We start from the raw sequence: 23,252 nt of genomic DNA, 5'->3' as shown, positions 1-23,252 counted from the left end.
AGCGACGTTAACTAGAATAACATGCCCAATCTTCTTTTGTCAACAAGATTAATGGAACGAATTAAAATCGCCCCATTAACCCGCTTTCAGTCAGCCTATTTTATAATCCCTGTGGAAAATCAACTCATTTTTCGAATCACTCTGCACAACATGAATAAGGCCTTTATCAATAAGAAACTCAATGAATACTTCAAGATCTATTGAATACATTCTAACTTCTTCATGCTCGTGCAACTCTTGAATTGTCCATGATGGCCGGGTCGCCATGACCTCCCTAATATGTCGGGCACCATCGTTCGTCCGATTATGGATGAAAAACTCACTTGCGAGAAACAATAGTTCTAATCTCTTCTCTAAAGGTTCTTCGCTCATAATTAGTTCTTCATATAGTTTATAAATTGCCGGGTCGATCTTTTTCACCTGAGACCATACCGTCACTTCTGGAAATAGACCATTTTCAATAATCGCAAGCCTCGCAAGATGATGAAGAGATTTAACTACGTGATGATAAGCATCCATATAGTTTCCTTCTTCGAAAAAAGTTTTACCTTCCATATATCCTCTCACAAGCTTTGAAAACTCTAAACCCATTTTGATATCGCGGCCGTAAAAAGGATATTCCTGCAATTCTTTTCGCAACTTTTCCACGAACTCATTTCGATCGAAATAGACCCTTCCGTAATACAACCAGTCTACGACCTTACGCTTTGACCCGAGGACTAGCCATTTTCGCAATTGTTTTTCACTAATTATATGCATTGCGGCTTTTTCATTTCCGTCAGTGTAATGTTTTGTGAAAATAGGGATTTCATCGTCGGCGGTAATGATGAGGAGGATCGAATCGAATGTATCTGTAATCGGATCCTCTTTCCCTCTCTTTTCTACAAGAATGACGCCAAGAGTCTCCGGAAAACTTGCCCGTTCCTGATAAATTGGTCTTAGTACCTGTTCCACTAACACACCTCCCTGTCATTTCTTTTCGACGAAGAAGGAAGGAAATCCTTTATTCAAGAAGGTTAAATAACGTAGAAAACGGAATATATGATATAGTAATTGAGGATATATCAAGGAGGTACGTTGGATGAAGCCCTATAAAAATAAGATAAATAGGATTCGGTCATTCGCCCTTGCTTTAATATTTGCCGGGGTCGTCATTATGTATATCGGGATTTTCTTCAGAAAATACGAGATTGTTATGCTCATATTCATGTTTCTTGGCGTTCTTGCCATTCTGGGCAGTACAATCGTTTATGCATGGATTGGATCTCTATCCACGCGAGCCGTTCAAATCGTCTGTCCAAGTTGTGGGAAACAAACGAAAATGCTTGGACGCGTCGACATGTGCGGACATTGCCGAGAACCACTTACGCTTGATCCTTCATTAGAAGGTAAAGAGTTTGACGAATCATATAATAGAACAAAGAACAAAACTGTTATTGCAAAAGAAGATTCCAAAGAATAAAAAAGCATCCGGTACAACCTTCATTAGAAGGAGTATCGGACGCTTTTTTAATTAACATTCGTTGCGCGTGAAGCACATGTCGGGCATGTACCATACACTTCTAGACGATGGGAGTTCACTTCAAAGCCTGTCACATGAGAAGCTAAACGTTCAACCTCTTCAAGTCCAGGATGATGAAAATCAACAATCGTTCCACATTGGTCACAGATAATATGATAATGATCATGTGTCACAAAATCGAAACGGCTCGAAGCATCTCCATAAGTAAGTTCCTTGATGAGTCCTGCATTTCGGAATACACGAAGGTTATTATATACTGTTGCAACGCTCATATTGGGAAAATCACTTTCAAGTGCTTTATATATATCATCAGCCGTGGGATGTGACTCAGAAGAAATAAGGTACTCTAAAATCGCATGCCTTTGTGGCGTAATTCGAACACCACTTTTTTTCAATGTGTCCAGCGTATCTTTCAATTTCACTTCAGACATCGCTATGCACCTCAATCCATAAAGATTCTCACTTTATAATTATTATCATTAGTGTACTTAAAAATGAGGGCATATGTCAACTAAAGTGCTGTGTAAACAACTTCATTTGTGTCTATTTAACTTGATACAGTCAGTAGCCAAGCTCCACGTTAATCGAGTTTACAAGATTCTGTTCGCCTTTTAGCCACTTCTCCAGATTTTCTTCAAATATGACGAGTGCCCTTTCAACATACTTTCCCGAAAGACTTGATACATGCGGTGACACCGTGCAATTCGGAAGTGTCCATAATTCATTGTCAACAGGCAGCGGTTCCGTTTCGAATACATCAAGCACCGCATGTCTGATTTCATCTTTTTTCAATGCAGCTATCAGGATTGCCTCTTCAAAAAGGTCTCCTCGACCAAAGTTCATAAAGACAGCGTTCTCCTTCATCGCCTTGAAATGCTTTTCGGTGATCAGCCCTTTTGTCTCTGCAGTACTCGGTAAAACAGATATGACAAAATCAGCTTCTCCCAATCTCTCCCCCAAAGCTTCAAACCTAATTGTCTCATCCATCCATTCGCTTTCCCTGCCAGATCGATTACAACCGATTGTTGTAACATCGAACGCTTGAAGAAGCCGGCCAATTTCAGAGCCGATTGCACCAGGCCCCAAAATTAGGGCAGTCGACCCTTTTAACTCAATCGAACCCACTTTCCGAACCCATTCTTTCGCCCTCTGTCTATCGTAAATGAGCGGCAATGATCGCTGCAGTGACAATATATGTGCGAGAACCGATTCAGCCATCGGTGTTTTATGAATACCGCGTACATTCGTCACAGTGATGTTACGTTCAGCAATTTCGGTCAGTGGCATTTTTTCAACACCTGCTGATGCAACCATAATCCATTCCAGCGACTTTGCCCGTTCCAGCAATGCGGCATCTATATCACTGCCATATGACACGATAATCGTTACTTTCTGGATTTCCGGATCTTGCGGTTTCTTATTGAAATGAAACACCACTCCCGGAAACTTCGTGTGGAGCCCATCTTCCTGATGTTTCTTCATATCAAATGTGAATAATACTTCCATTCCCCAATCCCCCTTATGACTTCGTAAGTTGTTCTAGTGTTGCCAGCGCTTCCTCAATATGACCTTTCACTTTGACTTTGCGCCATTCCTTCACGACAGTCCCCGTTGGATCAATCAAGAATGTGGAACGCTCAATTCCCATATATTCCTTACCAAACATCTTTTTCAACTTCCAGACGCCGTATTTTTCAGCGACTATGTGTTCTTCATCCACGAGCAAAGAAAATGGTAAACCATGCTTTTCAATAAATTTACCATGTGAAGCTCCGCTATCCGGACTTACTCCAAGCACTACTGCATTCAATTTACTGAAATCTGCGTAGGCATCACGGAAATCGCAAGCTTGTGTCGTACATCCAGGTGTCGAATCTTTTGGATAAAAATAAAGAAGAACATACTTTTCACCGGCAAAATCTTTTAATGAAATCATTTCCCCATTCTCTTTTGGCAATGAAAATTCAGGTGCTTGCATACCTTCAAGTGTCGTCATTGTCTATTCCTCCAATATGTTCTTTTCTTTTAATCGTACAGAACAAGTACTTCAGTTTCAATTTCTTTGGCTATCTGCGCCAATTTGTTTAGAATAGAGAGAGTAATAAATTGAACGGGGGAATTAATAATGAATAGAACGAACTCAGAAAAAATCTATAATGAAGCTTGTGAACATATCGTAGGAGGGGTAAATAGCCCGTCAAGAGGATACCATGCAGTCGGCGGCGGTGCCCCTACAGTAATGGAACGTGCAGAGGGTGCCTACTTCTGGGATGTCGACGGCAATAAGTACATTGACTACCTTGCAGCATACGGGCCAATCATTACCGGTCACGCTCACCCCCATATCACAGAAGCAATCGTTAAAGCCGCACAGACTGGACTATTATACGGAACGCCTACTCGACATGAAGTGAAGTTTGCGAAAATGTTGAAAGAAGCAATGCCCGGCATGGATAAAGTCCGGTTTGTAAACTCCGGGACTGAAGCGGTGATGACAACTATCCGTGTTTCACGCGCATACACTGGTCGGACAAAAATCATGAAGTTCGCGGGTTGCTACCATGGCCATTCGGATCTTGTGCTTGTCGCAGCCGGTTCCGGTCCTGCAACACTTGGGACCCCGGATTCAGCAGGTGTTCCGGAATCAATCGCAAAAGAAGTGATTACGATTCCTTTCAATAATCCGGAAGCTTATAAGGAAGCAATGGATAAATGGGGAGACCAAATTGCATGCATTCTTGTCGAGCCAATCGTTGGTAACTTCGGTATTGTCGAGCCTAAAGAAGGGTTCCTGCCACTTGTCCATAAGCTAGCTGCCGATAAAGGGGCACTGATTGTTTATGATGAAGTGATTACTGCATTCCGTTTCCATTACGGCGGCGCACAGGATTTGCTCGGTTTAACACCGGACCTTACTGCATTCGGGAAAATCATTGGCGGCGGTTTACCAATTGGCGGTTATGGCGGTAAAAAGGAGATAATGGAACAAGTTGCTCCACTCGGTCCTGCTTATCAAGCCGGGACAATGGCAGGAAATCCAGCTTCTATGCTAGCAGGCATCGCCCTTCTTGAAGTGCTTCAAACGCCTGGTATCTACGAAGAAATGGATCGCCTGGGTGCGCTTCTTGAAGAGGGCATTTTGAAATCCGCAAAAGAGCATGGAATCACATTGACAACAAACCGTCTCGGAGGAGCTCTCACGCTATTCTTTACAGACGTTAAAGTAGAAAACTACGACCAAGCTGAAGCAACGGACGGCGAAGTATTCGCGAAGTTCTTTAAACTGATGTTGAAAAACGGTATTAATCTTGCTCCATCTAAGTATGAAGCTTGGTTTTTAACAACTGCCCATACTGAAAAAGATGTTGAGGATACACTCGTTGCAGTCGATAAATCATTCAAAGAACTTGCAACTCTCGTAAACAGTTGACCGTACCGAAAAGTTAAGGTACAGTAGCGAAAAATAGCTTTAACGAAAGGATAAAACTCATGATACTTGGTGCCCGCATTTTTAAAACGGGCATTGCGATTGTGTTCGCATTGTTCCTAGCAGAAGCTTTACAATTGCCGCATCCATTATTTGCAGGTATCGCAGCCATCTTTGCGATCCAACCTTCCATCTATCGATCTTATTTAACAATTATCGAACAGATTCAAGGTAATGTGATTGGTGCAGTCGTCGCGGTTTTATTCGTTCTCCTATTTGGTAATCAGCTAGTTTTCATAGGACTTGCCGCAGTCATTATTATATTGATTATGATTAAATTAGGTCTTGAAAAATCGATTTCAATGGCTCTCGTAGTGATGATTGCCATCATGGAAATCAAGGGCGATGATTTCCTGTCATTTGCATTGCTCAGATTTTTGACGATGATTGTCGGTATTCTTGCCGCCTTCGTTGTTAACTTGCTGTTCATGCCTCCGAAATATGAAACAAAATTATTTGAATCTATTCATCAGACACAAGACGAAATCATCCGTTGGACCCGCCTAGCTGGAAGACAGGCATCCGAACATATTGCAACAAAAAAGTCATTGAATAAATTGAAGGAACGCCTTGTGCAGGTCGACCAACTCTATACGCTATTTAAAGAAGAACGAAGCTACTTCAAAAAAAACACAAGAAACAAAGCAAGAAAACTTGTCGTTTATAGACAAATGGTTGCTACTTCAAGAAGCAGTTACGATGTACTGAGAAAACTTCATCAGTTTGAGAATGAACTGATTGATTTGCCAGAACAGTTTAGGATGATGGTGCAAGAACGTCTTGATGCACTCCTCACCTATCATGAACAGCTGCACCTGAAATTTGTTGGGAAACTGAAGTCCGACGCAGCAAGTACCAGTCCGAATGAAGAATACATCCAGCGTCATGAAGTGATGGAGATATTTGCAAAGGAAATTGCTCTCACGAAAGAAGAAGAGGAATTTTCCGCTTATCATCTCCTTCACATCCTGTCATCCATCTTTAATTATGAAGAACAACTTGAACATTTTGATAAGCTGATTGTTCTATTCCAGAAGTATCATAATAATAAAGTGAATTCGAAACTGACAGATGAAATCTATTAAGAAAAGCGTAAGCGCCTCGGTAGACCCGAGGGGCATAAGTCGATCCAGCGACGTGGCGGTCTTTGCCACATAGCTGGATTGCTTATGACCCGAGGGGCTAGGCGTTGGAGCTAGACATTAAGAAAAGCGCAAACGACTCGGTAGACCCGACAGGCATAAGTCGATCCAGCGACGTGGCGGTCTTTGCCACATAGCTGGATTGCTTATGACCCGAGGGGCTAGGCGTTGGAGCTAGACATTGCCTAGGTTCAAAAACTTATACTTTCTTATCTATAAAAAACGCCCTACACTCCGATGAATTAAGCGGGGTGTAGGGCGTTTTCATACTTAGCTTTTCATCTTAGGATCAAGTGCATCACGTAAACCATCACCCATTAAGTTAAAGCCCAGTACGGTGAGCATAATTGCGATACCCGGGAAAATCATTGTCCACGGCGCTGAATGGAGGTAATTTTTTGAATCCGCTAACATTTTACCCCACTCTGGCATCGGCGCTTGTGCACCAAGCCCCAAAAATCCGAGTGCAGCTGCTTCGAGGATTGCCGTTGCAATTGCAAGCGTTCCTTGAACAATTACCGGTGCCATAGAGTTCGGTAAGATGTGGGAAAACAGAATCCTTGCATCTTTCATTCCGATTCCTTTAGCGGCAGTAATATATTCATCTTCTTTTATACTCAATACTTTTGAACGTATGAGCCTCCCGAAATTCGGAACATTAATCACTGCGATTGCGATAAGCGCATTTTGCAGATTCGGACCAAGTACGGAAACAATTGCAATGGCCAGTAAGATGGAAGGAAACGCCAGCATAATGTCGAATACACGTGAAATAATCGTATCAACCCATCTGCCATAATAACCTGCTACAATACCCAATGCACTTCCTACAACCACCGATCCGATAACAGAAAAGAATCCAACCCATAGCGAAATCCGGGCTCCGTGGATAATTCTAGAAAAAATGTCCCTTCCAAGGTCATCAGTTCCAAACCAATATTCGCTTGAAGGAGGGAGAAGCCGGTCCGTTAATTTTTGATCGTTAATGCCCTCTAGCCCAATGTTTGGTCCGAGATAACCTTGTTCCGCTAGAAAACCGAATCCCGCCAGCAAGATAAAGAATAAAACAATGCCCATACCAACAACTGCCACTTTACTCTTTTTAAAGCCATTCCAAGCTTCACGCCAAGGTCCTGCGGTTTTTTTAATTTTATTTTTCGCGATCCCATCAGCTTTAGGTACAAATTCAGACATAAGTGCTTCCCCCTTCCTTAATCATATTTAATCCTCGGATCTATCAGACTGTAGAGCAAGTCTACAAGCAAATTAATCATAACAAAGAAGAGCGCTACAATTAGAATCGCTGACTGTATGACCGGATAATCTCGGTATCCAATGGCATCGTAAATATAACGTCCCACGCCAGGCCAAGAAAAAATTGTCTCTGTCAAAATCGCACCGCCGAGTAACATCCCCATTTGCAGTCCAATAATTGTTAACACTGGAATGATAGCGTTTTTAAGCGCATGCTTATAAACTACCCAAAACATTTTCTGTCCTTTTGCCCGAGCGGTACGAATATAATCAGAACGCATTACTTCGAGCATACTTGAACGGGTCATCCGCGCGATAATTGCCATCGGAATTGTCGCCAATGCCAGTCCAGGTAAAATAAGGTGACGGAAAACTTGCCATAACTGATCAAAACGTCCTTGGATAATTGTATCGAGGACATAAAGATTTGTTATGGCGTTGATGGGATCGCGTACTTCCTCTCGCCCTCCAGCCGGCAACCATGGATTTTCTACGGCAAAAACCCATTGCCCCATAAGACCAAGCCAGAAGATAGGCATAGACACGCCAACAAGTGCTAAAATCATCGCCGTATAGTCAAACCATGAGTTTTGGAACCACGCTGAGATAATTCCTGCATTGATACCGATAATAACTGCAATAACAATAGCAAATAGCGCCAATTCAAACGTAGCGGCTAAATAAGGCCATATTTCATCTGATACAGGAGCTCGGGTTCTCATCGACTCTCCCAGATCCCCTTTGAAAAGATCACCTAGGTATTTGAAATACTGAATATACCAAGGGTTATCCAAACCAAGCTTTACCGTCAGCGCTTCGACTGCTTCTTTAGTCGCCTGCTGCCCAAGTATAATTTGCGCAGGATTACCCGGGATTGCACGGACGATCATGAATACGATAAACGTCATTCCAAGCAGGACAGGAATGAGTTGCAGTAATCTTTTTCCAATGTAGCTCAGCATAATTTTTCACCTCTCCAACTTTACAATCAACTTGTATGTATCCATCAAATGAAAGGGAAAAGGGAGAAATCCGAAAGACCTCTCCCTTTCTGTTCATCTCTAGCAATCTGTTACTTGAATTCTACTTTCGAAAGTAAATCAGACCCAGTTGGGTGCGGTTCGAAACCTGATAGATTTTTAGCTCCTCCTAGAAGTGGAGTTGAGTGAGCAAGTGGTACCCAAGGTGCGTCTTCATGAATAATAACCTGTGCTTCTTTGTACAATTCATTTCGTTTCTCTTCATCGACTTCAGTTTGTGCTGCGATAAAGATGTCATGCAGTTTGTCGTTCTTATAGTACGTATAGTTATTGCTACCGATATTGTCTTCGTCTAGCAAGACGTATAAGAAGTTATCCGCATCTCCGTTATCCCCAGTCCAACCGAGCATAAACGCATCTGCATCCCCTTTTTCTGCAAGTTCAAGATAAGTTGCCCATTCATGTGAAACAATTTTTGCAGTAATTCCTATATCCGCAAGGTTTTTCTGAATAACTTCAGCAACTTTTTTACCATCTGGCATATACGGACGTGGTACTGGCATTGCCCATAGCTCCATCTCGAAACCGTCTTCAAGTCCTACTGATTTTAAAAGTTCTTTCGCTTTTTCAGGATTGTATTCATATCCTTCTATATCATCGTTATAGCCTGAAATGGATGACGGCATCGGGTTTTTCGCGACATCCGCACGTCCCTCGAAGAATGAGTCAATAATTGATTGTTTGTCGATTGCATAGTTGATTGCTTGACGCACTTCTTTTTTATCGAAAGGAGGGCGTGTTACTGTAAGACCTAAATAACCTACGTTCATAGATGGACGTTCAAACAATTGAAGTTCTTCATTGTCTTCAATTGTTGTGCCGTCTGATGGATTAATGCCATCTGCAAGTTCGATGGCTCCAGACAACAATTCATTCAAACGTGTAGAGTTGTCAGGAATTGAACGGAAGATAACCCTCTCAAGTTTTGGTAGTCCTTCATCCCAGTAGTCATCGAATTTTTCAATTGTGATTGTATCATTCGGTTTCCAGTCAACAAACTTGAATGGACCAGTTCCTACCGGATTTCTTTCGAATTCATCATCGCCTTTTTCAAATGCAGTCGGGCTCGCAATTGCAAACATGCTCATTGCAATATTTTTAAGGAATGGTGCTTGTGGACGTGTTAATTTTATTAGGACTGTATTTTCACCATCTGCTGTAACTGAATCAATAACATGTCCTTCATCACCTTTGAAACCACCGAACATCGAGTTATAGTATGGGAATGTTTCTGCATCCCCATTTGCCCAGCGCTCGAAGTTTTTGACAACTGCTTCAGCATTGAAGTCCGTTCCATCATGGAATTTTACGCCTTCACGCAGTTTAAACGTATATGTTAAACCGTCTTCACTTGGCTCCCATTCCGTTGCAAGTCCTGCATTAATCGTCGTGTCCTGCGCCCCAAAATTTAGAAGCGTTTCGTAAAGATTGACCGTAACTTTGAAGGATTCACCTTCAGTTACTCTTGATGGATCGAGTGAAGTTGAATCTCCACCGCGCCCAAATACTAATGTATCTTGCACATTTTTACCGTCTTCAGTTTTAGTACCTTCCTTTTTGCCGTCTTCCTTCTTGCCATCGCCAGCATCTGACCCACAAGCGGCTAGTGCTGAAAGAACGAGAAGCAACATTAGTGCTAAAAAGCCTAACTTCTTTTTCCTCATAAAGACCCCTCCAACTGTTTTATATCATTGTCTACCTGGCCACTATAAAGGTGACAGGCGACAGAATGACCAGAATCATGCTCGAAAAGCCTTGGTGTAACTTTTGTGCAAATATCCATCTTATACGGACAGCGCGTATGAAACGTACAGCCGCTAGGAGGATTCGCCGGGTTTGGAATATCCCCTTCAAGAAGTATTTGCTCTTTCTTGAAGCCTGGATCAGGTACTGGAACCGCTGACAATAATGCTTGCGTATACGGATGAAGCGGTTTCGCATAGAGCTGCTCGCTGTCCGCCATTTCTACCATCCTACCAAGATACATGACACCGACTCGATCGCTTATATGACGGACGACCCCAAGATCGTGGGCAATGAAGATATAGGTAAGGTTAAATTCCTTCTGCAAGTCTTGCATCAAATTTAGTACTTGGGACTGAATTGACACATCAAGAGCCGAAACAGGCTCATCAGCGATTATGAGTTTCGGATTTGTCATTAACGCTCGTGCGATCCCGATTCGTTGCCTTTGTCCCCCACTAAACTGGTGCGGATAGCGCTTCGCATGATAAGCACTTAGCCCGACAATTTCAAGGAATTCACGTACTTTCTTTTTCCGCTCTTTCGCATTATCAATACCATGTACAATAAGCGGCTCTTCTAATATCTTTTCAATCGTATGACGAGGATTCAGTGATGCATATGGATCTTGGAATACCATTTGAATATCACGTCTTGTTTTTCGCATTTCCCCAGTAGATAAGGACGTCAAATCTTTTCCGTCAAACTCTACTTTTCCTTCGGTCGGTTCAAGAAGCCGCATGAGCATCCGACCTGTTGTCGATTTACCACATCCAGATTCACCGACTATGCCGAGTGTTTCCCCTTCATTCACGTAGAATGAAACGTCATCCACCGCTTTGACATACCCGACTGTTCTGCCAAGAATCCCCTTTTTTACTGGGAAATACTTTTTCAAACCTTCAACTTCCAATAAGGGCTTTGTTGTCATGCTGTTCCACCCCTTCTCTGTCATATAGGAAGCATCGAGTCTGATGAAGAGCTGATGTTTCGTATAGTTCAGGGTTTTCTGTTAGACAACGATCGAATGCAAACTCGCATCTCGCTGCAAATCTGCAACCTTGTTGAATCGAACCGGGTTTCGGCACGCTACCTGGAATGGAATAGAGCCGTTCCTTTTTGTAGCGCATGTCAGGAACCGATTGAATCAACCCTTTTGTGTAAGGATGCTGCGGGTCATCAAAGATCATCTTAACGGAGGCTTCTTCAATAATTTGTCCGGCATACATGACAATGACACGTTCACATGTTTCCGCAACAACACCCAAATCATGGGTTATGAGAAGAACAGCCGTATTCAATCTTGTATTTAACTCCCGCATCAACTTCAATATTTGAGCTTGAATCGTTACATCGAGAGCAGTCGTCGGTTCGTCAGCAATAAGCACTTTCGGATCGCAGACAAGTGCCATCGCAATCATTACCCGTTGTCGCATTCCGCCTGACAATTGATGCGGATAGTCTCTCATCATTTCCTCTGCGCGCGGTAACCCAACGAGTTTCAACATCTCAATCGCTTTCTTTGAAGCCTTTTTCTTGGACCAGCCTTTTTCGTGAATAAGTACCGCTTCCGTCATTTGATTGCCAATTGAAAATAACGGATTCAATGATGTCATGGGCTCTTGAAAAATCATCGCAATATCATTTCCACGAATTTGCCGCATTTGTTTTTCATTCATGGTTAGTAAGTCTTTATCCTCAAATAATATTTCTCCTCCGACAACTTTCCCGGGAGGTTGTGGAACCAGTCCCATTATCGATAGGGATGTGACACTTTTCCCACAGCCGGATTCTCCGACAATTCCAAGGATTTCTCCTTCACTCAAGTGAAAGTCAATATGATCCACAGCCGGTATTTTCCCAGAATCGGTAAAGAAGGTCGTCTGTAAATCTTTTACTTGGAGAACCGTCTTCCTTTCGTCCATCAGATCACCCTTTTTCTTAATCACTCAATTAATTAACTAAACTTTTCAGAATTAATATTCTGTTCTTTATTATACGATTATACAGAATAAATGCAATACTATTTTCATATATTCTTATAATGGCAGAGTCCTACTGCTTGATACACAAAATTATCCGGATCTAAATTGAAAGAAAGAAGTGCTTTGAATCCACTTAGGCTGACCTTGTATGGCGTCGGTAATCTATCCATATGTTCGCCATTTACAGTATGAGAGGTTTTAATTTCCAACAGAAAAAAAGCTATCCGCTAACCAGGGAACCCCGGTTAATCGGATAGCTTTTTCACTCTTCTATTGGTAGTTCGAATTTCACTTTTGACAACCTATCAAAACCTGTTGGCTGCGGCAAGAAATCCAACAAATATTTCGTCGCTCCTAAGAGTGGCGTTGAGTCAGCATCAGGTATGGATGGAGCATCTTCATAAAGAGTGTCGATAAGTGGACGTTCTATAAATTGTAAGTCGGCATCGTCAGCCACTTTCATTCGATCTGTCGGATTAATACTATCAGCTAAATCGATATCCCCAGCGATTAATGCATTCAATCGCGCAGTGTTGTTAGGGATTGATTTGAAGATAACTTTGTCAAGATTCGGCAGCCCTTCTTGCCAATAATCTTCGAATCTCACAACTGTAATTGCTTCATTCGGGTTCCCCTCTCCAAATTGGAAAGGCCCCGTTCCGACAGGAATGTTTTCTAATTGTTCCTCCCCTGCTTCCAATACCGGCATGCTGACAATCGAAAATGGGCTCATCGTAAGATTTTTTAAGAATGAAGCTTGCGGGTGATTTAACTTAATTGTTACAGTATCATCACTGTCAGCCACCACTGATTCAATAAGGTGATTTTCATCCTCTTTAAAACCACCGAATACCGATCCGTAATAAGGGAACTCTTCTGCATTCCCGTTAATCCAGCGTTCAAAGTTCTTCACAACAGCATCTGCATTAAAATCTGTGCCATCATGGAATTTAACATCTTTTCGTAACTTGAACGTATGCGTCAAACCGTCATCACTAGACTCCCACTTCTCTGCTAAACCAGGCACGACAGTTGCACCTTGCTCATCAAGATCCACAAGTGTCTCATACATATTGACACTAACATGGAATGAATCCCCTTCCTTCGCTAAAGCCGGGTCTAATGACTCTGAATTTCCGCTATGTCCGTAAACTAATATTTTCTTTGCACTTTCTTGCACAATCTCATCGTCCACTTCTGACGATGAACATGCCCCAAGCATCGTCGCAAGGGCTACAATCAATATCAAGGCTAATGGCCAAGACTTTATTTTCCCCATGAAAATCCCTCCATCTATTTTAAATCCTTGTCATTCTGCTCGCAATCGTTCTGATGGGCGATAGAATGCTCTAAACTCCAACCTAATTATTATATAGGTATATAAGCCGAAGTAAAGATTTCCTTAAATTATGCTACGTCGCTTTCAGGATTTCTCGATTCAGTTTTCACACATATTTAATACTTCAACATTCTTGATTCTTAATTTCCAAGTATTTGCACTTGAAACAGGCCATAGTAAATTCCTTGCAAATCCATCAATTGCTCATGTGTTCCCATTTCCTTGAGTTCACCGGAATCAATGACAAAAATTTTATCCGCATGTGTAATTGTCGACAAACGGTGGGCAACGATAAGTGTGGTTCGCTCATTCGCAAGTCTTTCAAGAGACTCTTGAATAAGCGCTTCACTTTCAAGATCTAGCGCTGATGTTGCTTCATCTAAAATAAGGAGCGGCGGGTTTTTCAAAAAAACACGTGCAATTGCAATTCGCTGTTTTTGACCACCCGATAATTTAACCCCGCGTTCCCCTACTTTTGTATCGTAGCCAAGGGGCAATGACTCGATGAAATCATGTGCATTCGCCGCTTTTGCAGCAGCAATCACTTCTTCATCTGTTGCATCCGATTTCCCCATCATTATATTACTCTTCACAGAATCACTGAACAATATTGTATCTTGCAAAACAATCCCTATCTGTTCGCGCAGTGATTTTATATTGACGTCGCGCAAATCATGACCATCGACACGTACTGCACCGCCTGTCACATCGTGGAAACGAGGTATCAGGCCAACGATTGTCGACTTTCCTCCACCGCTCATGCCAACAAATGCGACTGTTTCGCCTGGTTTCACGGTGAAATTTATGCCATTCAAGACCGTTTCTCCCTCTTCTTCATACGTAAAGCTTACATTGTCAAATTCAATTTCTCCTTCGATTGGAGGAAGTGCAAGTGCACCCGATTTGTTTGTAATATCATACTCCTGTTCCATCAAATCGAAGACCCGATCCATTGACGCAAAAGACTGTGTAAGGGTGGTCGATGCGTTGACAAGTCTGCGCAGCGGATTGTACACCCTGTCAATATAGGCGATAAACGCAACCATCGTTCCGACAGACAAATCATTATTGATGACCTGATAGCCTGCGTATGCAAGGACGAGGAGCGGTGCAACATCGGTAATCGTATTAACGACAGCAAACGCTTTCGCATTCCATTTTGTATGATCAATCGCTTTCTCAAGAAAATTACCATTCGTCTTATTGAAACGTTCTTGCTCCTCTTCTTCAAGCGCAAAACTTTTAATGACACTTACACCCGCAACTCGTTCATGCAGGTAGCTTTGCACATCTGCAAGTGCTTGGGAACGCTTCCCCGTCAATTCTCGCAGCTTCCCGAAAAAGTGCTTCACACTGTACGCATAAAAAGGGAATGCAAGGAGTGTGACCAATGTCAGCGGAACATCCATTGTCAGCATGATAGTGACTGCGATGATGATAGTCGCGAGGTCAAGCCAGACATTCATCAGACCGATCATAACGAAGTTCTTCGTTTGTTCCACGTCATTTATGACCCGCGAAATAATTTCGCCCGCCCGTGTATTTGAATAATAGCTGAGACTCAGCTTTTGCAGATGCGAATATAATTCTTTCCGGATATCGTACAATATTTTATTGCTCACATATTGGGCATAATATTGGCGGTAATATTCAACCGGCGGCCGGATGATGAAGAATACAAGAACCGTCCCGCCAAGCCAATAAAATAATTGCCGCGTCATTTCTGCCGCTGTAAGTGTATCCGATCCGATAATGTCATCAATGACAATTTTCATCAACAGAGGAATGAATAGCGGAATTGCGAATTTCACAATGCCGATAAGTATCGTCAGTAAAATGAGCCAATTGTATGGCTTAACAAACTTCATATAGCGCTTTATACTGTCACCCATCTTTGTACCTCCTATAGAAAAAGCCTGCCGCGATCTTTCGCGACAGACATAAGTGACAAAGGAAGGCAGTCTAAGATCGCGACGTCCTGTCGCAACAAGGAGGGATGTAATTCAATCCCTCCCTACTACCATACCTGCATCCTTGCAGACACGATCAGGCTTTTCACTTACTGTTCTTGACCTGCTTGTAAAACTCATATCTTGATGTCCACACTTCAATGAAGTCGGGAGCGAACGGACCCCTGCGCTGTTTAATCCATCCCAGCAACGTATCCAAATTCTTTTGCAAAATCTGGTCGATAACGTCGGGGTAGCCCATCTGTTTCCTATGATCAGCATACTCATCCTCATCCAGAATCATATAACTCATATCAGGGAACACTTTCACATCAAGATCATAATCGATGTACTTCAACGATTTATTATCATAGACGAAAGGCGAGCTCATGTTGATGTAATAATAAACACCATCTTCTCTTAACATACAAATAATATTGAACCAATGTTCTGCGTGAAAATAGCAGATGGATGGTTCACGCGTCAGCCATGTGCGCCCGTCCGATTCTGTAACTAGCGTCCGTTCATTCGCACCAATGACAATATTACGCGTTCCTTTCAGCACTACAGTTTCCTGCCAAACCCGATGGATCTTACCATTATGTTTATAACTATGTACTTGTATCGTTTCCCCTTCTGTAGCAATCGTCATGATTAACCCACCTTTTGGTTGCCGGAAAATTTCGAAGCCATTATTATTTCATCATTATACCAACAGAACTGTATTATTTGAAACCTTTCAACTTTTATTTCCAATCACGGCTTCATTTATTGGTATGAAAAAACCGGCAGAAGCGTAATGCTCCTGCCGGCCGGTGGTATCCATCCACTTACTTACTTTGAACCGTTTTCGAACTGATTCGCGCGCTGTCCTGAAGCATTTCTTTTGTTCGCTTCGGATTGTTGGTTTTGTTTCCTAACTTGATTTACATCAGTTTCGGAACCAAACTCCTCAGTCATCGCATTTTGGTTTTGGTTTTGGTTGTGCATGTTCTGCTGTGATTGCTGGTTTTGTTTCCTAACCTGATTTACATCAGTTTCGGAACCGTACTCTTCAGTCATCGCATTTTGGTTTTGTTGTTGTGATTTTTGGTTCTGTTTTCTTACTTGGTTCACATCAGTTTGATTCGGGTTGTTTTTAGCCAATGGATTTTCACCTCCGTGCTAACTATGATATCCACAGTGACGTTTTTTATTCCATTGGAAAACTTTACAACAAAATTGAACGTCCTCCATCGACGATAATCGTTTGCCCGCGAATCATATCAGAGTCGTCCGAGATAAGGAACATCGCCGTTTTCACCATGTCATCAATTTCAACCATGCGGCCCGCAGGTGTATTAATACGTGCATCCTCAAGTAACTCTTCGCGATTAGGGAAATGTTTTAGCGCTTCTGTATCAAGTGCACCGCCCGAAACAGTATTAACCGCAATTCCCATTGGTGCCAGTTCAACGGCAAGATAACGTGTAATCGACTCGATTGCGGCTTTTGAAACGCCAACTGTCGTGTAATTTTCAAGATAACGAATAGAGCCCAGCGAACTTACTCCGAGGATTTTACCGCCTTTGTCCATCAATTTTGCAGCTTCCTGTGCACCGAATAGCATCGCTTTTGCGTTAATGTTCATCGTCCAGTCCCAGTGTGTTTCTTCCAGTTCCATAACTGGACGCAAAACGCCTGATGCCGCGTTCGATACAAATACGTCTAAACGTCCGAACTCCTCTTTCACTTCTTCAAACATCGTACGAAGCTTTTTAACATCACCAACATTTGCACGAATCATAATTGCTCTTCTGCCCAGCGCTTCGATTTCTTTTACTGTTTCTTCAGCTGCAGAACGACTCCTTGCATAGTTGACCACAATATCGTAGCCTTGCTTCGCCAATTCAATCGCTAGTGCTTTTCCTAACCCTCTGGAACTTCCTGTCACCATTGCTACTTTATTTTCAATCATTTTGTTGTTCCCCCTTGTTTAAGTTCATCCCAAATTTTTAATACCGGAACAGGTTTGGGCAACGCTTCGACTTCTTCATGCGTGAAAAAACGATAGCCTGCTGGTATTGTATCCACTTTTTCAATCCGTGCTTCAAAACTTTTCATCTCCCATGTCAAATGGGAAAAGATGTGTTTGAAAGACAGTATATCAACTACATCCTTTAGTTCGATACTGAAATGTTCGCGGGCCATTTCCTGCGGTGTGTTATTTTCCGCCGGCTCAACCATTGGAAACTCCCACATACTAGCAAGCAAACCTTTTTCAGGTCTTTGCCGTAGCAACCACTCACCTTGTTGATTTCGAATTGCAAATGACACAACAGGTATAATTTTCATCTTCGTTTTCTTCGTTTTTACAGGTAATCCCTCTTGCCTGCCTTCATGAAAAGCTAAACAAAAGTCTCGAACCGGACACAGAAGACATCTTGGTTTTGGTGTACAGATTGTCGCCCCAAGTTCCATCAGTCCTTGATTAAACGAAGATGGATCTTCTTTGTCAATCAAATCCATGACAACTGCTTCGAAAATCTTTTTTGTACGCGGTATAGCAATATCTTCTTCTATAAGAAGCAACCTAGAAATGACGCGCATAACATTACCATCTATGGCATGCTCGGGAACTCCATAGGCAATACTGAGAACTGCCCCTGCAGTATACGGACCAACGCCTTTTAATGTGGAAATCTCTGTCCGATTAGAAGGTACTTCTCCGCCGTAGTTCGACACGACTTCTCTTACACCTGCTTGTAAGTTTCTAACACGTGAATAGTAACCGAGCCCTTCCCACATTTTCAATAAATCATTTTCTTCCGCTTCCGCAAGTGTATCCATCGTCGGAAAGTTTTCGATAAAGCGCTCATAATAAGGGATAACCGTATCTACCCTCGTTTGTTGAAGCATTACTTCCGATACCCAAATGTAATATGGATTCGACGTTCTCCGCCATGGCAAGTCTCTTTTTTCTCGCCGATACCAAGAAAGAAGAGCTTCGCGAAATTCGTCTTTCTTCACTATTATTTGCATCATTTCCTCCTTATCGCATATGCTTATCATTGAGCATAAAAGGGTATTGATATGTATATGGCTTAAAAAAAGTCAATCCAGTGCTTGGCATGACTGTTCAAGCAAAAGGAGTGATCATTTGGATACTGGAACTCATATTGTCATGGGTGTAGCACTTGGAGGTCTGGCATTGGCGGATCCTGTCGTTTTAACCGATAATGCGACAATGAGTGCGGTCGTAGCTAGTGTCATTGTCGGCTCACTTATCCCAGATGTCGATACTGTATTAAAACTAAGAAATAATGCGGTCTATATACGGCATCATAGAGGAATCACACATTCTATTCCCGCGGTGTTATTATGGCCGCTTCTCATTACAGTACTTATGTCGCTTATAGTCCCTGAAGCCAATTTCATACATGTCTGGGCTTGGGCATTTCTCGCCGTCTTTCTGCATGTTTTTGTCGACATTTTTAATTCCTATGGAACACAGGCATTACGCCCGTTCTCCAATAAGTGGGTCGCTATCGGCGTCATTAATACCTTCGATCCCGTAATTTTTGTAATGCATGCTATTGCTCTAATTATTTGGGCAATGGGTGCAAATCCGGTCGTTACGATTTTAACAATGTATGTGGTAATCTTCTTTTATTACTTATTGCGTTTTGCGGTTAAATCAGCAGTAAAGAAAGCAGTTTTCAATACGGTGCCCGATGCGATTGAAATTATAATTGCTCCTACAATGCGATTTTTCCATTGGAAAGTTGCTGCTTCTTCCGAAACTTGTCATTACGTTGGACGCGCTTACGGAAGATCCGTTAACATTTACGACCAGTTCGACCGGGAACCGATGCCTTCTTCTCCTGAAATCGATGTGGCGATGAGCGACAAAAATCTCAAAGCCTTCACCTCATTTTCTCCCATCTACAGATGGTCTGTCACAAATATCGGTGACATATGCGAAGTACGCCTAATCGATTTGCGTTATCGGAGTAAGGGATATTACCCCTTTGTTGCGGTCGCACACGTTGACAAAGAACTTAACGTCATCAATTCATATACAGGCTGGATTTTCTCCGAAGACAAGTTGCATAAGAAACTTAACTTCATCCCGAATTCTTAAGAAAAGCGGAAGGCGTTATCTTGCCCCGACAGGCACAAGGCAGTTTGATTGGAGCCGTACTTCTGCCTCCTAGGAGGGATGTAGTTCAATCCCTCCTCAGTAAAATGACTTGTGACCCCGAGGAGCTAGACAAGTAGAAAAGTGTACGACATATTTAAAAGGGTTTACACGAAGGCTATGGATGGTAATTGCTGCCCATAGCCTTTTTCTTATGAAGATAATATACGTTTTTTCTACTCAGGTCAGCGTCTAGGCTCCAGATGCTTTTCTAATTCATCTTCCTTCTTTTACCGACTTCAACATTGCGATTGGCAAAGCCTCATCTGCACGCTCGCCGCCTAATCGATAACCCCAAGCAAAGCGACCTTTCAAGTAATCGACTTGAAAAAACATACCTTCGTCCCCTTCGATCTTATAAATTTCACCCGGCTCGATAGTTTTCGGGTCAATTAGATAAGATTGTGCCATCACTACTTTCCGCTGATACACTGCATACTCATTCACAATTCCCAGCTGTTCGGCTTTGCGTGCTTTTTCACGCAGTCGTCCGATTTCTGTACGTAGTTCATGTTCTGTCATTGCACTATATTTTTTTTCATTCTCCATCTTCTTCATTCTCCTTTTTATCTATAAACTGATTGATTCGATCAAACGGAATACCTTTTTGGTACATTGCTTGTTTCACTTTGTCTCTTAGGTCCCGCCCGCTTAATTTCGGACTAAACCGTCGCCAAGCCTTTTCTCCAATCGAGTCAGTGATAACTGTCCATTCATCTTCTTCCCGATCAAAATTGACGTTGGCAAGCGCTTGTTTGATAAGTTCAAATGAATAGCCTTTCCGAAGCAGGGCATTTTGGATTTTTTGTTTTAATTGTGCTGGCACCGCCGAGCGATTTGCATGTGCTGTCTTCTCAGCAAGTTTTGTTGCGATTTCGAGCTGTTCATCTTCCGAATAGGATTCGAGAACTTTGAGTTGTAATTCCTTTCCTACCCCTTTTTTCTGCATCTCTTGCTGAATTGCCTTTGGACCTTTACTGGATGAATTTTTCCGTGTTTGAAGAAGTGCTTCTGAATAGGTTTCATCATTTAAGAATCCAAGGTTTTTCAATTTCACAAGGGCTTCCAGTACGATTGCTTCCCCATATCCCAATTCCAACAGTTTTTTCTTCACTTCAAACTCGCTACGCATCCTAAAACCAAGATAATGGAGTGCCCGGTTGAACGCTTTCCGAATCTCGTCTTCATAGACCATTTCGTCAATCGACCAGTCTTCAAGTGACATTCCTTTTGATAAGCCGAATTTGACGAGAACCGACTCATGGACACTAAATGCATACTTTTCGTCCAGGAAAATATTATATCGTTCGATATCTTTTTTCTGTTGTGTTATTTTCGTAATAACAGGCATCTTTTCCACGCCTCCCTACTTTCTTCTAGTATACATGTTCTGTCCTTGTGCTTCAGCTTAATTAGTTTCAATATAGGGTATAGATTCTTAATAGGGGTGTCGTAAAATGAAAATTGTCATTGCAGGAGGTTCCGGGTTTGTCGGACAGAAATTAACGGCCGTTTTATTGAGTGAAGGACACGAAATTATAATTTTATCAAGAAAAGATAGTAAAGTTGATGGCCGTATAAAATACGTGAAGTGGCTCCAAAAAGACGTAATGCCAGAAAATGAAATTGTATTCGCCGATGCCTTTGTCAATCTTGCCGGTGTCTCCATCAATGAGGGACGATGGACTACTGAACATCGCAAACAAATTTACGACAGTAGAATGACAGCGACTGATGAATTGTTGCGAATCATTTCCGCCTTACAAACAAAACCTTCTGTTCTTGTCAATGCTAGTGCGATTGGCATCTATCCAGCATCAGAAGACAATGTCTATACAGAAGTAACTCCGAATTATGCGGACGACTTTCTTGGTCATACTGTTGCGGATTGGGAAAAGAAAGCGGCATCAGTGGAATCAGAAGGTATACGTACAGTTTTCATGAGATTCGGTGTCATTCTCGGGATAGATGATGGAGCATTGCCGCTGATGGTACTGCCATACAAGTTATTTGCAGGAGGGACAGTCGGTTCGGGCCGTCAATGGATATCTTGGGTACACATCGAGGATGTCGCACGCGCAATTGGGTATGCACTCGACAACAAGAGTTTAAATGGACCTGTAAACGTCACTGCACCATTTCCAAAAAGGATGAAATACTTCGGTCAAACAATCGGTTCAGTTCTGAATAGGCCACACTGGATTCCAGTCCCTCCATTCGTAATGAAAGCTGTGCTTGGCAAAAAAAGTACACTCGTTCTCGAAGGGCAGCATGTCCTACCAGAAAAGTTACTGAACAATGGATTTGAATTCAGATATCCTACACTGGAATCCGCCTTGAAAGACTTATATAAAAAAGACGTATAATTCGATTTCATCTGCGCATCCTACCCAAAAAGGAAAGGTGCGTTTTTAATGATTAAAAAACATGGTCTGGGTATTTTATTGGCGGCTTTTATCGTAATGATAGGCTTTGTTTTGAATCCATTTTCAGCTAAGGCGGAGGAATTTCATTGGGGCTTTAAAAAAGCTACCGGGGGCGTTCCCCCTAGTGCCGGCGCTGCACTTGATTCAATGCTCGACAAACACGGGGCCATTTATAAAGGTAAGCCTGATGAAAAAGTTGTCTATTTGACTTTTGATAACGGCTATGAAAATGGCTATACGGAAAGCATTTTAGATACACTGAAAAAAGAAGACGCTCCCGCAACTTTCTTTCTCACAGGGCATTATTTGAAAAGCGCCCTGCCCCTTGTCAAGCGAATGATTGCTGAAGGCCACGGAATCGGCAACCACACTTATGGGCACCCGAATCTGGCTAATCTTTCCGCACAGAGGATGGAAGAGGAATGGACCAAATTCGACAAACTGTTGAATGAAGTGACTGGACTCAAACGGACATATTACACAAGGCCTCCTGAAGGTGTGTTCAACGACAAGGTCCTCGCCAAAGGAAACGAACTCGGATACAGGCATATCTTCTGGTCGGTTGCATTCATTGATTGGTACGCCGATAAACCCAAAGGCCGTGACTTCGCATACGGAGAACTGATGAAGCAGCTACATCCCGGAGCCGTTATTTTAATGCATACGGTTTCACCTGATAATGCACAGGCTTTACCCTCCTTTATCCAAGACGCTAAGAAAGCAGGTTACACTTTCCAATCACTTGACGATCTTGTTTTAGAATACGAAAACGTCAACTCGATATTGAGGTAATCCGAAAAGCGTAAGGCGCTTGCTAGACGCGAAAGGCATAAGTCGATAAATGAAGGCAGTCTAAGATCGCGACGTCCTGTCGCAACGACTGCATACCTGCATCCTTGCAGGCACGACGTGGCGTTCTTTGCCCGGAAAGGATGCAGTTCAATCCTTCCTAGCTGGATTGCTTTCAAGGAACCTAGCCTAAGTACGCCGCGTCCTGCGGCAACAAGGAGGGATGCAGTTCAATCCCTCCCTAGCTGGATTGCTTTCAAGGAACCTAGCCTAAGTACGCCGCGTCCTGCGGCAACAAGGAGGGATGCAGTTCAATCCCTCCCTGCTACGTGACCCACATCCTGTGGGGCTCCGATCGGCTGGCGGCTGAAGCTAGACAACAAATCTCCATCGCTT

23 protein-coding genes are annotated in these 23,252 nt (G+C 42.6%); 6 read left to right on the top strand and 17 right to left on the bottom strand.

Translation table 11 applies throughout. The features are described 5' to 3' along the window. Positions 1-90: 90 nt before the first annotated feature. Entirely contained in the window at positions 91-954 is an 864-nt protein-coding gene (locus tag MKZ11_RS07890; RefSeq protein WP_340793623.1) for a nucleotidyltransferase-like protein, read from the bottom strand. Between the two features lie 127 nt (positions 955-1,081). On the opposite strand from MKZ11_RS07890, the gene MKZ11_RS07885 reads away from it, so the two are divergent. After that, a complete protein-coding gene (locus tag MKZ11_RS07885) occupies positions 1,082-1,462 on the top strand; it encodes a YgzB family protein (RefSeq protein ID WP_340793621.1) in 381 nt (126 codons plus the stop codon). Positions 1,463-1,509: 47 nt separating this feature from the next. Here MKZ11_RS07885 and perR read toward each other — a convergent pair whose 3' ends face one another. From perR to bcp, 3 genes are all read right to left on the bottom strand, one after another. Then, entirely contained in the window at positions 1,510-1,953 is a 444-nt protein-coding gene (gene perR, locus MKZ11_RS07880; RefSeq protein ID WP_340793619.1) for a peroxide-responsive transcriptional repressor PerR, read from the bottom strand. A 130-nt stretch (positions 1,954-2,083) separates the two neighbouring features. Further along, entirely contained in the window at positions 2,084-3,028 is a 945-nt protein-coding gene (locus MKZ11_RS07875; protein ID WP_340793617.1) for a D-2-hydroxyacid dehydrogenase, read from the bottom strand. Between the two features lie 13 nt (positions 3,029-3,041). After that, positions 3,042-3,518: a thioredoxin-dependent thiol peroxidase gene (bcp, locus tag MKZ11_RS07870; RefSeq protein WP_340793616.1), complete on the bottom strand. Its 477-nt coding sequence runs from the start codon at positions 3,516-3,518 to the stop codon at positions 3,042-3,044. Positions 3,519-3,647: 129 nt separating this feature from the next. Here bcp and MKZ11_RS07865 point away from each other — a divergent pair, with 129 nt between their 5' ends. After that, complete coding sequence (locus MKZ11_RS07865; protein WP_340793614.1) at positions 3,648-4,952, top strand: glutamate-1-semialdehyde 2,1-aminomutase; 1,305 nt, start codon at positions 3,648-3,650, stop codon at positions 4,950-4,952. A 59-nt stretch (positions 4,953-5,011) separates the two neighbouring features. Beyond that, entirely contained in the window at positions 5,012-6,094 is a 1,083-nt protein-coding gene (locus tag MKZ11_RS07860) for an FUSC family protein (RefSeq protein ID WP_340793611.1), read from the top strand. 327 nt (positions 6,095-6,421) lie between these two features. Here MKZ11_RS07860 and nikC read toward each other — a convergent pair whose 3' ends face one another. The 11 genes from nikC to mutY form a co-directional block, all read right to left on the bottom strand. Further along, positions 6,422-7,345: a nickel transporter permease gene (nikC, locus tag MKZ11_RS07855; RefSeq protein ID WP_340793609.1), complete on the bottom strand. Its 924-nt coding sequence runs from the start codon at positions 7,343-7,345 to the stop codon at positions 6,422-6,424. Positions 7,346-7,362: 17 nt separating this feature from the next. Continuing rightward, positions 7,363-8,367 carry an ABC transporter permease gene (locus MKZ11_RS07850; RefSeq protein WP_340793607.1) on the bottom strand — a complete coding sequence of 335 codons (1,005 nt, stop codon included), beginning with the start codon at positions 8,365-8,367 and terminating at the stop codon, positions 7,363-7,365. A 110-nt stretch (positions 8,368-8,477) separates the two neighbouring features. Continuing rightward, positions 8,478-10,109, bottom strand: a complete 1,632-nt coding sequence (locus MKZ11_RS07845; RefSeq protein ID WP_340793605.1) for an ABC transporter substrate-binding protein — start codon at positions 10,107-10,109, stop codon at positions 8,478-8,480. After that, positions 10,106-11,119 carry an ABC transporter ATP-binding protein gene (locus tag MKZ11_RS07840; protein ID WP_340793603.1) on the bottom strand — a complete coding sequence of 338 codons (1,014 nt, stop codon included), beginning with the start codon at positions 11,117-11,119 and terminating at the stop codon, positions 10,106-10,108. Before MKZ11_RS07840 ends, MKZ11_RS07845 begins: the two co-directional genes overlap by 4 nt. Further along, a complete protein-coding gene (locus MKZ11_RS07835; RefSeq protein ID WP_340796946.1) occupies positions 11,091-12,113 on the bottom strand; it encodes an ABC transporter ATP-binding protein in 1,023 nt (340 codons plus the stop codon). Before MKZ11_RS07835 ends, MKZ11_RS07840 begins: the two co-directional genes overlap by 29 nt. A gap of 322 nt (positions 12,114-12,435) precedes the next feature. Further along, entirely contained in the window at positions 12,436-13,452 is a 1,017-nt protein-coding gene (locus tag MKZ11_RS07830; RefSeq protein WP_340793602.1) for an ABC transporter substrate-binding protein, read from the bottom strand. A gap of 200 nt (positions 13,453-13,652) precedes the next feature. Next, positions 13,653-15,404, bottom strand: a complete 1,752-nt coding sequence (locus tag MKZ11_RS07825) for an ABC transporter ATP-binding protein (RefSeq protein WP_340793600.1) — start codon at positions 15,402-15,404, stop codon at positions 13,653-13,655. Positions 15,405-15,567: 163 nt separating this feature from the next. Next, positions 15,568-16,113 carry a nucleoside tri-diphosphate phosphatase gene (gene ntdP / locus MKZ11_RS07820; RefSeq protein ID WP_340793598.1) on the bottom strand — a complete coding sequence of 182 codons (546 nt, stop codon included), beginning with the start codon at positions 16,111-16,113 and terminating at the stop codon, positions 15,568-15,570. 182 nt (positions 16,114-16,295) lie between these two features. Beyond that, a complete protein-coding gene (locus tag MKZ11_RS07815) occupies positions 16,296-16,607 on the bottom strand; it encodes a gamma-type small acid-soluble spore protein (protein ID WP_340793596.1) in 312 nt (103 codons plus the stop codon). Between the two features lie 64 nt (positions 16,608-16,671). After that, positions 16,672-17,418, bottom strand: a complete 747-nt coding sequence (gene fabL, locus MKZ11_RS07810; RefSeq protein ID WP_340793594.1) for an enoyl-[acyl-carrier-protein] reductase FabL — start codon at positions 17,416-17,418, stop codon at positions 16,672-16,674. Continuing rightward, complete coding sequence (mutY, locus tag MKZ11_RS07805) at positions 17,415-18,482, bottom strand: A/G-specific adenine glycosylase (protein ID WP_340793592.1); 1,068 nt, start codon at positions 18,480-18,482, stop codon at positions 17,415-17,417. The genes fabL and mutY overlap by 4 nt, the downstream gene beginning before the upstream one ends. Before the next feature lie 118 nt (positions 18,483-18,600). On the opposite strand from mutY, the gene MKZ11_RS07800 reads away from it, so the two are divergent. After that, the gene (locus MKZ11_RS07800) at positions 18,601-19,584 is read left to right on the top strand and encodes a metal-dependent hydrolase (RefSeq protein WP_340793590.1); all 984 of its coding nucleotides are present in this window, start codon (positions 18,601-18,603) and stop codon (positions 19,582-19,584) included. Between the two features lie 273 nt (positions 19,585-19,857). Here the strand turns inward: MKZ11_RS07800 and MKZ11_RS07795 are convergent, their stop codons facing one another. Together MKZ11_RS07795 and recX are read right to left on the bottom strand one after the other, a co-directional pair. Further along, the gene (locus MKZ11_RS07795) at positions 19,858-20,190 is read right to left on the bottom strand and encodes a YfhH family protein (RefSeq protein WP_340793587.1); all 333 of its coding nucleotides are present in this window, start codon (positions 20,188-20,190) and stop codon (positions 19,858-19,860) included. Next, positions 20,180-20,992, bottom strand: coding sequence for a recombination regulator RecX (gene recX, locus MKZ11_RS07790; protein WP_340793584.1), 813 nt, complete (start codon positions 20,990-20,992; stop codon positions 20,180-20,182). The genes MKZ11_RS07795 and recX overlap by 11 nt, the downstream gene beginning before the upstream one ends. A 106-nt stretch (positions 20,993-21,098) precedes the next feature. On the opposite strand from recX, the gene MKZ11_RS07785 reads away from it, so the two are divergent. Both MKZ11_RS07785 and MKZ11_RS07780 read left to right on the top strand, forming a co-directional pair. Beyond that, positions 21,099-22,007, top strand: a complete 909-nt coding sequence (locus MKZ11_RS07785) for a TIGR01777 family oxidoreductase (protein ID WP_340793582.1) — start codon at positions 21,099-21,101, stop codon at positions 22,005-22,007. Positions 22,008-22,055: 48 nt separating this feature from the next. Beyond that, complete coding sequence (locus MKZ11_RS07780) at positions 22,056-22,859, top strand: polysaccharide deacetylase family protein (protein WP_340793580.1); 804 nt, start codon at positions 22,056-22,058, stop codon at positions 22,857-22,859. The last annotated feature ends 393 nt before the right edge of the window (positions 22,860-23,252 follow it).

This window comes from Sporosarcina sp. FSL K6-1508 (assembly GCF_038007465.1).
GTDB lineage: Bacteria > Bacillota > Bacilli > Bacillales_A > Planococcaceae > Sporosarcina > Sporosarcina psychrophila_B.
This window is presented reverse-complemented; position numbering and strand designations above follow the sequence as displayed.